Genomic DNA, 12750 nt, shown 5'->3' on the forward strand with positions numbered 1-12750 from the left:
GACATGTCCATGCGTGTCGAACATGAACTGCATCACCGCAGGCGGGGCCGCAACTGGGGCGTCGGGCTGCTGCTCGTGGGATTTGTCGCCCTGATCTTCGGTCTCACCGTGGTCAAGACGCTGAGCCTGGGCTCGATCGTCGAGCTGGAGCGCTTCGACCATGTCGCCCGGCCGCAGTTGGTGCCTCAGGAGGCGCCTGCGCAATGACCGATCGGGACCGCAAGCTGCGCCGCACCGCGCTACAGACGGCGGGCGTCGTCGTTGTCATGGGGGCGCTGGCCTGGGCTGCGGTGCCCTTCTACAGCTGGTTCTGTCAGGTTACCGGCTTTGGCGGTGCTACCTCGGTGGCCGAGACCGCCTCCGACACCGTGCTCGACCAGAGCATCACCGTGCGCTTCGACGCCTCGCTGGAGCGGGGCATGCCTTGGGAATTCAATCCGGTCGAGCGCCAGATGACGCTCAAGATCGGTGAAACGGGACTGGCCTTCTACGAGGCCCACAACCCGACCGACCGCCCGGTGGCGGGGCAGGCGGCCTACAACGTCGCCCCCTATGCCGCTGGCGGCTATTTCGAGAAGATCGAATGCTTCTGCTTCACCGAGCAGGTGCTGCAGCCCGGCGAGACGGTGCTGATGCCGGTGAGTTTCTTCGTCGATCCGGCGATCGTAGAGCATCGCGAGGCCAAGTATGTCCACGAGATCACGCTGAGCTATACCTTCTACGAGATCGACTTGCCTCAGGACACGGAGACGGCCGCACTTGCGCCGGGCAACGAGTCTTTGACACGAACCGCCGCTCAGGCGATAGACACGAACTGAACGAAAGGCCCGAGGGATCGACGCAATGGCGCATGAGAAGAACCACGACTACCACATCCTGGCCCCGTCCATCTGGCCGTTCATCGCCGCCGTCGGCGCCTTTGCCATGCTGTTCGGCGCGGTCACCTGGATGCACGGCTCCGGCCCCTGGCTGTTCCTGATCGGCCTTGCGGCGGTGCTCTACACCATGTATGGCTGGTGGGCCGACGTCGTCGGCGAAAGCCGCATCGGCGATCACACTCCGGTGGTGCGGATCGGCCTGCGCTATGGCTTCATCTTCTTCATCATGTCCGAGGTCATGTTCTTCGTGGCGTGGTTCTGGGCGTTCTTCAAGAACGCGCTCTATCCCATGGGCCCCGAAAGCCCGATGGTCGACGGCACCTGGCCGCCCGAGGGGATCACGACCTTCGACCCGTGGCACCTGCCGCTGATCAACACGCTGATCCTGCTGTGCTCGGGCGCGGCGGCGACCTGGGCGCACCATGCGCTGGTGCATGACAACAACCGCAAGGACATGCGCAACGGCCTCGCCATCGCAATCGGCCTCGGCCTGATCTTCACCGCCTTTCAGGCGCTGGAGTACTGGGAGGCACCCTTCACCTTCGGCGGCAACGTCTATGGCGGCGTGTTCTTCATGGCGACGGGTTTTCACGGCGCGCATGTGATCATCGGCACGATCTTCCTCGCGATCTGCCTGATCCGCCTGCAGCGTGGCGACTTCACCCCCGAGAAGCACGTGGGCTTCGAGGCGGCGGCATGGTACTGGCACTTCGTCGACGTGGTCTGGCTGTTCCTGTTCATGGCGATCTACGTCTGGGGCAGCTGATCGGAACGGGCCTGCGCGTCCGACCACACTTCAGCCCACCGAATACGGACGCGCGGGCCCTCCCGCGCGTTCTGTCCGTTTCCGGAGACACGATGCGCCGAACCTTTCTCCCGCTGCTCATGGGCCTCGTCGGCTGCGTCATCCTGATCGGTCTGGGTGTCTGGCAGCTTCAGCGGCTGTCATGGAAAACGGCGATCCTCGCGGATCTCGACGCACGGATCCTCGCCGCTCCCGTGCCGCTCGCGGGGCTCGACACCGCCGACCCGCAGGCGCAGCGCTACCTGCCCGTGGTGGCGCAGGGGCAGCTGACCGGTGAAGAGCTTCATGTGCTCAGCGCCGCCGACGGGCCCGGCTACCGCGTCATTGGCGTGCTCGATACCGCGCAGCGGCGGGTCATGGTGGATCTGGGCTTCGTGCCGCTGGGGGCCAAGGATATCGGGCGCGCCGCATCCGACGTGATGATCACCGGTAACCTGCACTGGCCGCAGGAGGTCGACGACTGGACCCCCGCCCCCGACATGGCCGTCAATATCTGGTATGCCCGCGACGTGGCCCCGATGGCCGCCGCTCTCGGCACCGCGCCCTTGATGATCGTGGCCCGGCGGATCACGCCCGAATTGGGCACGGCCCCCATGCCGCTTGACAGCGCCGCCGTGGCGAACGACCACCTCGGCTACGCGATCACCTGGTTTTCGCTGGCGGCCGTGCTGGCCGTCATGACCGGCTTGTTCCTGTGGCGCGGCCGCCGCGCCGCTTCCTGATGATTTCGAAGGACCGACCCATGCGCTACGTCTCCACACGGGGCCAGGCCCCGAGCCTCTCCTTCGAGGAGGCGATGCTCACCGGGCTCGCCCGCGACGGCGGCCTCTACGTCCCCGAGACGGTGCCGATGTTCGACCGCGCCCAGATCGCGGCGATGGCGGGCCAGCCCTACGAGGAGGTGGCCTTCCGCGTGATGCGCCCCTTCATCGGCGACGCCTTCACCGAGGACGAGTTTCGTGGCCTGATCGCCGAGGCCTATGCGAGCTTTGCCCATCCGGCACGCGCGCCGCTCAATCAGATCGGCGCGAACCATCACCTGCTTGAGCTGTTCCACGGGCCGACGCTGGCCTTCAAGGACTTCGCCATGCAGCTGATCGGCCAGCTGTTTCAGGCCTCGCTGGAGCGCTCGGGAGAGCGCATCACCATCGTCGGCGCGACCTCCGGCGACACGGGCTCGGCGGCGATCGAGGCGTTCCGAGGGCTGGCCAATGTCGACGTGGTGATCCTGTTCCCGCATGAGCGGATCTCGGAGGTGCAGCGCCGCCAGATGACGACGCCGTCGGAGGAGAACGTGCACAGCCTCGCGGTGACGGGCGATTTCGACGACTGCCAAGCCGCGCTCAAGGACATGTTCAACGACTTCGCCTTTCGCGACGAGGTGCGGCTCGCCGGCGTGAACTCGATCAACTGGGGCCGGGTGCTGGCGCAGGTGGTATATTACTTTACCGCCGCCACCACGCTCGGCGCGCCGCACCGCGAGGTGGACTTCACCGTGCCGACCGGCAATTTCGGCGACATCTACGCGGGCGACATCGCGCGCCGTATGGGGCTGTCGATCGGGCGGCTGGTGATCGCCACCAACCGCAACGACATCCTGCACCGCACGATCCAGAGCGGCGAGCATCGCAAGTCCGGCGTGACGCCCACGATCAGCCCCTCGATGGACATCCAGGTCTCGTCGAACTTCGAGCGCGCGCTGTGGGACGCCTATGGGCGCGATGGCGCCGCCGTTGCCCAGCTGATGGACGAGCTCAAGCGCGATGGCGGTTTCGCGGTGAGCCAAGGCGCCATCGGACGGTTGCGCGACGGCTTCGCCTCGGGATGCGCCTCCGAGGACGAAACCCGCGAGACGATCCGCCGCGTCCACGCCGAGACCGGCGAGCTCCTGTGCCCGCATTCCGCCGTCGGCGTTCATGTGGCCGAGGCGCATATCGGCGACAACCCGATGGTGACGCTGGCCACCGCGCACCCGGCAAAGTTCCCCGACGCGGTCGAGGCCGCCACCACGATCCGGCCGCCCCTTCCCACCCGCATGGCGGGGCTGTATGACCGGCCGGAACGGGTGACGCGGGTCGAGAACGATCTCGCCGCCCTGCAATCCGTCATTCGGGAGAAGATCGCACGGTGAGTGTCCAGCTTCATACCCTGTCCAACGGCTTTCGCATCGCCACGGAGCGGATGCCGGGGCTGCAATCGGCCTCGATCGGCATCTGGGTGCTGGCCGGTGGCCGCCACGAAACCGCCGATCAGAACGGTATCGCGCATTTCCTTGAGCACATGGCGTTCAAGGGCACCAAGACGCGATCGGCGCTCGCTATCGCCGAGGCGATCGAGGATGTGGGCGGCTACATCAACGCCTACACCTCGCGCGAGATGACGGCCTATTACGCGCGGGTGCTGGGTCAGGACGTGAGGCTCGCGCTCGACGTGATCTCGGACATCCTGCTGAATCCGGTCTTCTCGGAGGAGGAGATCGAGGTCGAGCGGGGCGTGATCCTGCAGGAGATCGGTCAGGCGCTCGACACGCCCGACGACATCATCTTCGACTGGCTTCAGGAAGAAGCCTATCCCGATCAGCCCTTGGGCCGCACCATCCTCGGCCCCGCCGAGCGGGTCTCGGCCTTCAGCCGCGCCGATCTGGCGGATTTCACCCGTTCGCATTACGGCCCCGGTCAGCTGATCCTGTCGGCGGCGGGCGACGTGGACCACGACGAGATCGTGCGCGAAGCCGAGCGGCTGTTCGGCGGGCTCGCGCCGCGCGTCACCGCGCCGATCCAGCCGCCCGCGCGCTTCATGGGCGGCGAAAAGCGGGTCATCAAGCCGCTCGAACAGGTCCATTTCGCCATGGCGCTCGAAGGGCCGGACTACCGCGATCCCGCGATCTACACCGCGCAGATCTATGCCACGGCCCTGGGCGGCGGCATGTCTTCGCGGCTGTTCCAGAAGGTGCGCGAGGATCGCGGCCTGTGCTACACGATCTTCGCGCAGGCCGGGGCCTATGAAGACACCGGCATGACCACGATCTATGCCGGCACCTCGGCCGAGGAGATCGGCGATCTGGCGCGGATCACCATGGACGAGATGAAGCGCGCCGCGCATGACATGTCCGAAGCCGAGGTCGCCCGCGCCCGCGCGCAGATGAAGGCCGGGATGCTAATGGGGCTGGAGAGTCCGTCGAACCGGGCCGAGCGTCTGGCACGGATGCTGGCGATCTGGGGCCGAGTGCCCGGCGTCGAGGAGGCGGTCGAGAAGATCGATGCCGTCACCGTCGAGGCCGTGCGCGACTTTGCCGCCCATGCGGCGGGCGGCGCGGGCAGCGCGCTGGCGCTCTACGGTCCGGCCGAGACCGCGCCGCACCTCGAAGAGCTGAAGGAAAGGCTCGCCGCCTGATGCTCGGCCAGCGTCGGCGGGTCCAGATCGAGACGGAACGGCTGACACTGCGCCCGCCGGTACATGGCGATTTTCGCGCGTGGGCGGCGCTGCGGCAGGATTCGGCGGCCTTCCTGACCCGGTGGGAGCCGACATGGGCGCCCGATCACCTGACGCGGCGCGCCTTCACCAATCGCGTCTACTGGGCGCAGCGGTCGATCAGCCAGAACACCGCGCTGCCGCTGTTCCTGATCCGTCGCGAAGACGACATGCTCTTGGGCGCGATCACGCTCGACAACATCCGCCGCGGTCCGGCGCAGGCGGGCACCACCGGCTACTGGATCGGTGCGCCCTTCGCGCGGCGGGGCTACACGCGCGAAGCGGTGCAAGCGGTGGTGCACCATGCCTTCACCGCGATGGAGTTGAGCCGCATCGAAGCGGGCTGCCTGCCGGAGAACACGCCGTCGCGGCGGCTGCTGGAACGCTGCGGCTACAAGTACGAGGGCGTGGCGCAAAGCTACCTGCAGATCGACGGGCGCTGGCGCAACCACGTGCTTTACGCCAACCTGCGGGCTGACCGGCGCGGGCGCACCGAGACCGGTTGACCGCCGATACGAGGCCAAGGGAGGTCCCCATGCTCAATCCCGCGACGCCGGAGTTCCTCGACACGCTGCGCGACCGGCTGCCCGAACCTGTCTTTCGCGACGCGGGCCCCGAACATCTCGAAGAGCCGCGCGGACGCTATCGCGGACAGGGGCTGCTGCTGGCACCCGGCTCGACCGAGGAGGTGGCGACGATCCTTCAAGCCTGCCACACGGCCTGCGTCGGGGTGGTGCCGCATGGCGGCGGCACCGGCCTCGTGGGCGGGCAGGTGATGCAGGGCGGCGTCGCCCCGGTGATCCTGTCTCTGGCGCGAATGACTGCGATCCGCGACGTCTTCCCCTCCGAAAACGTGATGCTGGCCGAGGCGGGCGCGATCCTTGCCGACGTGCAGCGGGCGGCGCGCGAGGCGGGGCGAATGTTTCCCCTCTCGCTCGCTTCTGAAGGCTCTGCCCGGATCGGCGGGCTGCTTTCGACCAATGCGGGCGGGCTCAACGTGCTGCGCTATGGCAATGCGCGTGCGCAGTGCCTCGGGCTCGAGGTGGTGATGGCCACGGGCGAGGTCTGGCACGGGCTGACGCGGCTCTACAAGGACAACACCGGCTATGATTTGCGCGATCTGATGATCGGCGCCGAGGGCACGCTCGGCATCATCACCGCCGCCGCGCTGAGGATGGCGCCGGTTCCCGCCGCTTCGGGCTCGGCGCTGTTTCACGTGGCCTCGCCGCGCGCGGCGCTCGATCTTCTGGCGCTGGCGCGCGACCGGGTGGGCGACACCGTCACCGCCTTCGAACTGATGCATCGGCAGGGGCCGGAGTTCCTGATCGAGGCCGGTCTCGATGCGCGGGTGCCGCTTGATCCGCTGCCCGAATGGATGGTGCTGATGGAGCTGGGCCTGCCCGAGGGGTTGCGCCCCGAGGACAGCCTCGCCGCGATCTTCGAGGCGGCGGTGGCGGCAGGCCTCAGTGCGGATGGCGTCATCGCCTCGTCGGAGACGCAGGCCGAGGCGCTCTGGGCAATCCGCGAGACGATCCCCGAGGCCAACCGCCGCATCGGCTCGATTTCCTCGCATGACATCTCGGTGCCGCTCTCGGCACTGCCTGATTTCATCGAGCAGGCCGAACCGGTGCTGCGCGCCTTGGGCAATGTGCGGATCAACTGCTTTGGCCATCTCGGGGACGGCAACCTGCATTACAATGTGTTCCCGCCCAAGGGACGCACGCGCGAGGAGTTCGAGGAGATCCGCCTGCGCGTGAAGGAGATTGTCCACGATCTCGCGCATGGCTTCGGCGGTTCGGTCAGCGCCGAACATGGCATCGGACGGCTCAAGGTGGACGATCTGGAGCGTTATGGCGACCCGGTGAAACTGTCGATGATGCGGGCGATCAAGACGGCGCTCGACCCGCATGGCATCCTGAACCCGGGCGCGGTCCTCAGAGGCTGAGGCCGGACGGGCGAATGGCCGCGTCTTCGCGGCCATTCGGGTCATGCATGTGACCAAGGTTTCGGTGAAGGGTTCAGATATCGTCGCCCAACGCGCCCTTGATGGAGCCGGAGACGTTCTGGGCCGTGCCGCGCGCCTTCTGGCCCTTGCCCTCGGTGCGCAGCTTGTCGTCGCCTGTCGCTTCGCCGACGGCATCCTTGACGGAGCCGGCGGCCTTGTTGGCGGCAGCCTTCGTCTTGTCGATGAACTCACCCATAGGCACATCCTCGCGCTACGCGGGCGGGCGGTGATCGCCTCGGCTCCGCAATATGCGAGATAAACCCTCCGGGCCTGACATTGGTTGCTCGCCGGGGTGCGCCATCGCGATCAATTCGACGAGATCATCCGTGCTCAGGCGCCCTCATAGGCGCAGAGCGCCTCGACCCGCTGACCCAGGCCTTCGAGCCGCGCGCGACCGCCGAGATCCTTGAGATCGATCACGAAGGCGCAGACCACCACCTCGGCCCCCAGCCGTTCGATGAGCCGCAGCCCCGCTTCGGCGGTGCCGCCCGTGGCGAGCAGGTCGTCGACCAGAAGCACCTTCTGGCCCGCATGCAGGGCATCGTCATGCATCTCGACCACCGCCTCGCCATATTCCAGCGTATAGGCTTGCTCGATGGTGCGACCGGGCAGCTTGCCCTTCTTGCGGATCGGCACGAAGCCGGTGCCGAGCCGATCGGCCAGCGCGCCGCCAAGGATGAAGCCGCGCGCCTCCAACCCCGCGACGGTATCGATCTCGAGCCCTTCGCAGGCCGCCACCAACCCCTCGATGGCAAGGCGCAGCCCGTCGCGGTCGGCGAACAGCGTCGTCACGTCACGAAACTGGATCCCCTCATGCGGGAAATCGGGGATGGTGCGGATGTAGTCGGTCACATGGGCCATGACGGCTCCTTGCTGGAGGGCGGGGCAAGGCACCCCGCATCAAATCTTGTGCCCCTGATGTGGGCGGCGCGTTCATAAAGCCCACGGCGGCCGTTGCGAAGCCCGATTCGGGGAAACGGCGCGTTTGCGGGTTCCGTCACACGGCAGCGTGGGCTATGCCCGCACCGCAGCCCGAACACCTATCATGCGAAAGTGAGCCGATGAGCCGATCTCCGCTGGCCGTGCTGGCCAATGCCGTTTCCTCCGAGAACGCCCCAGCCCTGCCAAGCTCGGCGGCCGACTACAAGACCGAGATCCTGTCAGGCCTCACCGTAGCGCTGGCGCTGGTACCCGAAGCCGTGGCCTTCGCCTTCGTCGCCGGGGTGAACCCGCTCGTAGGTCTCTACGCGGCCTTTCTCGTCGGCATCATCACCGCGTTGATCGGCGGCCGGCCAGGTATGGTCTCGGGCGCTACCGGCGCGCTCGCGGTCGTCATGGTCAGCCTCGTGGCCGATCACGGGGTCGAATACCTCTTCGCCACCGTGGTGCTGATGGGCATCCTTCAGGTGCTTGCCGGGATCTTCCGGCTGGGCAAGTTCATGCGCCTCGTTCCGCACCCGGTGATGCTCGGCTTCGTCAATGGCCTCGCGATCGTCATCGGCCTGTCGCAACTCGAACAGTTCCACGATCCCGCGACAGGCGGCTTCCTGTCGGGCTTTCCGCTGGTGCTGATGCTGGGCCTCGTGGCGCTCACCATGTTCATCATCTGGATCATGCCGCGCTTCACCCGCGCAATCCCCGCGCCGCTCGCCGCCATCGGCATCGTCGCCGCGCTCGTGATCGGCTTTGGCCTGCCGGTGCCGCGCGTCGGCGATCTGGCGCAGATCTCGGGCGGTCTGCCCGAATTCTCGATCCCGCTGGTGCCTTTGAACCTCGAGACCTTCGGCATCATCCTGCCCTATGCGCTGATCCTCGCGGCCATCGGCCTGATCGAAAGCCTGCTGACGCTCAACCTTGTTTCCGAGATCACCGGCAAGCGCGGGGGTGCCAGCCAGGAATGCGTGGCGCAGGGCATCGCCAACGTCGTCACCGGCTTCTTCGGCGGCATGGGCGGCTGTGCGATGATCGGCCAGTCGATGATCAACGTCTCCTCGGGCGGGCGCACCCGTCTCGCCGCCGCCTCGGCCGCGATCTTCCTATTGTGCTTCATCCTCTTCGCCGCCCCGGTGATCGAGCAGATCCCGCTTGCGGCCCTCGTGGGGGTGATGTTCATGGTCGTCATCGGCACTTTCGCGTGGAACACCTTCCGGGTGATGCGCCGGGTGCCGCGCGTCGATGCCATCGTCATCGTTTTGGTGACCGTCATCACCGTGCTGACCGACCTTGCCACCGCCGTGGTCGCGGGCGTCATCGTCTCGGCGCTGGCCTATGCCTGGCAGAACGCCACCCGGATCGGGGCGCGCACCTACCGCACCGAGGACGGCGCCAAGGTCTACAAGGTGCAGGGCCCGCTCTTCTTCGGCTCGGCCGACGGCTTCTCCGAACTGTTCCAGGTCGAGACCGACCCCGACCATGTGATCGTCGATTTCGAGCACAGCCGCGTCGCCGACCAATCGGCGCTGGCGGCGATCGAGGGGATGGCGGATCGCTACACGGCGGCGGGCAAGCGGTTGGTGCTGCGGCACCTCTCGCCCGACTGCCACGCGCTTTTGCGTCGCGCGGGCCAGCTTGTGGTCGAGAGCGACGATGATCCCAATTACGGCGTCGCGGTGGATTACGATGTCCAGCCGGGCGCGCTTGGCGGCGGGCACTGAAGGCTCCGGCAGCGGGGCCGGACCAAACCCGCGCGTCATGAGTATTTTAGGCGTGAAGTCAGTGGAAAGGGCGGTCTCCTGGAGGCCGCCCTTGACGTTTACTGGCCCGGTCGGGTGAGGCTGAACAATTCGCTCACGCGGGTGTAATCGCGGTAGCCGAGGCGGGCGAGCGGCTCGTAGGTGGTGACGTCGAAGCGACCGTCGACCACGCAATCGTCGCGCATGTGGATGCCCGTCACCTCGCCGATGGCCATGAAGTTGTGCGCGCCCTTGAGATCCACGATCCTCACCAGCCGGCATTCGAGAGAGGCCGGGGCATTCGCCACGCGCGAACAGGCTATGGTGTCGCAAGCGGCGCGTTCGATGTTCGCGTGCGCGAACTCATCCTGCTCCTTGGGCCACGGCCCCGAGGTCGCGTTCATTGCGTCGCGTGCGGCATATTCGACGATGTTGACGCAGAACTGCCCGGTCTCGCGTATGTTGAACATCGTGTCCTTGGACCACGGCCGGTCCTCTTTGGCCGAGGTCGAGGCGAACATCACCTGCGGCGGCACATAGGCCACAGCATTGAAGAAGGAGTAGGGGGCGAGGTTCTCGCTTCCGTCCGGACCGCGCGTCGAGACCCAAGCGATCGGGCGCGGAGATACGATGGCGTTGAACGGGTTGTGCGGCAGGCCATGGCCGTCCTCGGGGCGGTAGAACATCGGCATCTCCTCCTTGGTCACGCCAGAGGTAGCGGTCGTGCCGCACCCGGTCCAGCGCGGAACGGTTTGCACCGCCTCGGCGCCGTGCTAGGGCGCGGCGCGGCGCGGCGCGGCGCGGCGGCGGCGCCGACAGGGGCGGGAGGGATCAATGGCCGAAATCGCGCGGGAAGAGGCCGGGGATCACCAAGAGGTCGAGGCCCTTTATGATCTGTGTTTCGCGCCCGGGCGCGAGGCCCTTTCCTCCTACCGTCTGCGTGAAGGCGTGGCGCCTCAGGCCGAGCTGTGCCTCGTCGCGCGTGGCCGTGCGGGCGAGGCGGCGGGCGCGATCCGAACCTGGCCGGTGCGGGTTGGCGGTCATGCGGCGCTGCTGCTTGGCCCCGTGGCCGTGCACCCGGTGCGACAGGGCGAGGGGCTTGGCGCGCTCTTGATCTTCGAGGTGCTTGAGCGCGCGCGCGCGGGCAGGCATCCGCGCATGATGCTGGTGGGCGACGCGCCCTATTATGGCCGCTTCGGCTTTGCGCGGCTCGACGGGGTGATCATGCCGCCGCCCACCAACCCCGAACGGGTGTTGGGCATAGCGCTCGAAGACGGGGCTTGGGATGGCATACGGGGCGAGGTTTCGCCCGAGGCAGACTGAGGCGGATTGAAAACCGCCTCGCGCATCCCAAGTATCGGCGCATGAGCACCCCCATTCGCGAGATCAACCCCAAAAGTCCGCCCCAGCCGCTCGATGACGCGGTCAAGGCCGAGATCGTGGCGCTCGCGGAGCGGCAGGCGCGGGCGGGACGCGGCTGATGCGGATCGTCAATCTCGCGGGCGACAGGGTCGAGAGCGGCATGAGAATGCTGCCCAAACCGGCCCGCGCGCGTATCGAGATAGCCGCCCGCGGCGCGCTGTCGCGCAGCTATGACGTCGCCAGCCGGACGCGCGCGCCGGGCAATGGCGCCGGGGCGCTTGAGGCGGCCTTCGGGACCGACAGGGCCGCGCGCATCATGGCGACGCTCTCCGGCGCGCTGGGCGGGCTTGGCGGCCTGACCACGGCTTTGGCGGAACTGCCCGTGGCCACCACCATGATCTTTCGCGCCGTTCAACGCGTGGCGGAGGCGAATGGTGAAGACCCGCTGAGCGAGGAAACCCGCGCCGAATGCCTGCGTGTCTTCGGCGCGGGCGCGCCGGGCGGGGAGGATGACGGCGTCGATACTGCCTTTCTTGGCGCGCGGTTGGGGTTGTCAGGCGTTGCCGTGAACCGGCTGATCTCCCGCGTGGCCCCGCGCTTTGCCACCGTGCTGGGCCAGAAGCTCGCGGGGCAGGCGGTGCCGATCCTCGGCGCGGCGGCGGGGGCGGGGACGAACTATGCGTTCATCGACTACTACGTGGAGGTGGCGCATGTGCATTTCGGCCTGCGCCGGCTGGCGCGGCTGCATGGTGAGGAGAGGGTGCTCGAAAGCTTTCATGCCGCGCTCAACCGCCGCCGAATGCCGACGCGCCGCTAGATCCTGCTTGCGTTGACCCGCTTCGACAGGGCCTCGCGGCTTTCCACTCGTTCTGAATAGCGATCGGTAAGGGCCGGCCTGCCGCGAGTCATCAGGGTGAACTTCACCAGCTCCTCCATCACGTCGACGATACGGTTGTAATACGGTGACGGCTTCATCCGGCCCGCCTTGTCGAATTCATCCCATGCCTTGGCGACCGAGGATTGGTTCGGGATCGTCACCATCCGCATCCAGCGGCCCAGCACGCGCATCTGGTTGAGCGCGTTGAAGCTCTGCGAGCCGCCGCAGACCTGACACAGCGCCAGCGTCTTGCCTTGGCTCGGACGGATGCCGCCCAGCGACAGCGGAATCCAGTCGATCTGCGCCTTGAGGATGCCGGTCATCGCACCGTGGCGCTCCGGGCTGGACCAGACCATGCCCTCGGACCAGTTCGCCAACCCGCGCAGCTCGGCCACCTTGGGGTGGTCCTCGGGCGCGGCATCGGGAAGCGGCAGGCCGGACGGGTCGAAGATCCGCACCTCCGCGCCCAGATGCTCGAGAAGCCGCGCCGCTTCCTCGGCCACGAAGCGCGAGAAGGAGCGTTCGCGCAGGCTGCCATAGAGGATCAAGATGCGCGGCGCATGGCCCGGATCGCCGGGGGCGGTGTAAAGCGCGGGATCGATCGGCATCAGGAGGTCGAGATCAAGATTGGGCAAGTCGGACATGGCAGGCTCCTGGTTTCCATGATTCTGGATATATGG

15 protein-coding genes are annotated in these 12750 nt (G+C 67.3%); 11 read left to right on the forward strand and 4 right to left on the reverse strand.

Annotation, left to right across the window (positions count from 1 at the left end; translation table 11 throughout):
* The first annotated feature begins 3 nt into the window (after positions 1-3).
* The 8 genes from MBELCI_RS03230 (at position 4) to MBELCI_RS03265 (ending at position 7099) form a co-directional block, all read left to right on the forward strand.
* Positions 4-207: a cytochrome c oxidase system small membrane protein gene (locus tag MBELCI_RS03230; RefSeq protein WP_045319643.1), complete on the forward strand. Its 204-nt coding sequence runs from the start codon at positions 4-6 to the stop codon at positions 205-207.
* Complete coding sequence (locus tag MBELCI_RS03235; RefSeq protein ID WP_021692716.1) at positions 204-818, forward strand: cytochrome c oxidase assembly protein; 615 nt, start codon at positions 204-206, stop codon at positions 816-818. The genes MBELCI_RS03230 and MBELCI_RS03235 overlap by 4 nt, the downstream gene beginning before the upstream one ends.
* 25 nt (positions 819-843) lie before the next feature.
* Positions 844-1644: a cytochrome c oxidase subunit 3 gene (locus MBELCI_RS03240; protein ID WP_021692717.1), complete on the forward strand. Its 801-nt coding sequence runs from the start codon at positions 844-846 to the stop codon at positions 1642-1644.
* Between the two features lie 92 nt (positions 1645-1736).
* Positions 1737-2405, forward strand: a complete 669-nt coding sequence (locus MBELCI_RS03245) for an SURF1 family protein (RefSeq protein ID WP_021692718.1) — start codon at positions 1737-1739, stop codon at positions 2403-2405.
* 20 nt (positions 2406-2425) lie between these two features.
* Entirely contained in the window at positions 2426-3814 is a 1389-nt protein-coding gene (gene thrC / locus MBELCI_RS03250) for a threonine synthase (protein WP_021692719.1), read from the forward strand.
* Positions 3811-5076, forward strand: coding sequence for a M16 family metallopeptidase (locus tag MBELCI_RS03255; RefSeq protein ID WP_021692720.1), 1266 nt, complete (start codon positions 3811-3813; stop codon positions 5074-5076). The genes thrC and MBELCI_RS03255 overlap by 4 nt, the downstream gene beginning before the upstream one ends.
* Positions 5076-5660, forward strand: a complete 585-nt coding sequence (locus tag MBELCI_RS03260) for a GNAT family N-acetyltransferase (protein ID WP_021692721.1) — start codon at positions 5076-5078, stop codon at positions 5658-5660. The genes MBELCI_RS03255 and MBELCI_RS03260 overlap by 1 nt, the downstream gene beginning before the upstream one ends.
* Before the next feature lie 29 nt (positions 5661-5689).
* Entirely contained in the window at positions 5690-7099 is a 1410-nt protein-coding gene (locus MBELCI_RS03265; RefSeq protein WP_021692722.1) for an FAD-binding oxidoreductase, read from the forward strand.
* Positions 7100-7172: 73 nt separating this feature from the next.
* Here the strand turns inward: MBELCI_RS03265 and MBELCI_RS03270 are convergent, their stop codons facing one another.
* Positions 7173-7355 (reverse strand): CsbD family protein, encoded by a 183-nt coding sequence (locus MBELCI_RS03270; RefSeq protein ID WP_021692723.1) that lies wholly within the window; start codon positions 7353-7355, stop codon positions 7173-7175.
* Between the two features lie 134 nt (positions 7356-7489).
* Positions 7490-8020, reverse strand: coding sequence for an adenine phosphoribosyltransferase (locus tag MBELCI_RS03275; RefSeq protein WP_021692724.1), 531 nt, complete (start codon positions 8018-8020; stop codon positions 7490-7492).
* Positions 8021-8220: 200 nt separating this feature from the next.
* Between MBELCI_RS03275 and MBELCI_RS03280 the strand changes: the two genes are divergently transcribed.
* The gene (locus tag MBELCI_RS03280) at positions 8221-9813 is read left to right on the forward strand and encodes a SulP family inorganic anion transporter (RefSeq protein ID WP_021692725.1); all 1593 of its coding nucleotides are present in this window, start codon (positions 8221-8223) and stop codon (positions 9811-9813) included.
* A 98-nt stretch (positions 9814-9911) separates the two neighbouring features.
* On the opposite strand, the gene MBELCI_RS03285 is transcribed toward MBELCI_RS03280, so the two are convergent.
* Entirely contained in the window at positions 9912-10517 is a 606-nt protein-coding gene (locus MBELCI_RS03285; protein ID WP_200861248.1) for a flavin reductase family protein, read from the reverse strand.
* A gap of 148 nt (positions 10518-10665) precedes the next feature.
* On the opposite strand from MBELCI_RS03285, the gene MBELCI_RS03290 reads away from it, so the two are divergent.
* Both MBELCI_RS03290 and MBELCI_RS03295 read left to right on the forward strand, forming a co-directional pair.
* Positions 10666-11154 (forward strand): GNAT family N-acetyltransferase, encoded by a 489-nt coding sequence (locus tag MBELCI_RS03290; protein WP_045319645.1) that lies wholly within the window; start codon positions 10666-10668, stop codon positions 11152-11154.
* Positions 11155-11311: 157 nt separating this feature from the next.
* Positions 11312-12010 (forward strand): EcsC family protein, encoded by a 699-nt coding sequence (locus MBELCI_RS03295; protein ID WP_021692729.1) that lies wholly within the window; start codon positions 11312-11314, stop codon positions 12008-12010.
* Here MBELCI_RS03295 and arsH read toward each other — a convergent pair.
* Positions 12007-12714 carry an arsenical resistance protein ArsH gene (arsH, locus tag MBELCI_RS03300; protein ID WP_021692730.1) on the reverse strand — a complete coding sequence of 236 codons (708 nt, stop codon included), beginning with the start codon at positions 12712-12714 and terminating at the stop codon, positions 12007-12009. The two genes, MBELCI_RS03295 and arsH, sit on opposite strands and share 4 nt — an antisense overlap.
* Between the last annotated feature and the right edge of the window lie 36 nt (positions 12715-12750).

The organism is Limimaricola cinnabarinus LL-001, assembly GCF_000466965.1.
Classification (GTDB): domain Bacteria; phylum Pseudomonadota; class Alphaproteobacteria; order Rhodobacterales; family Rhodobacteraceae; genus Limimaricola; species Limimaricola cinnabarinus.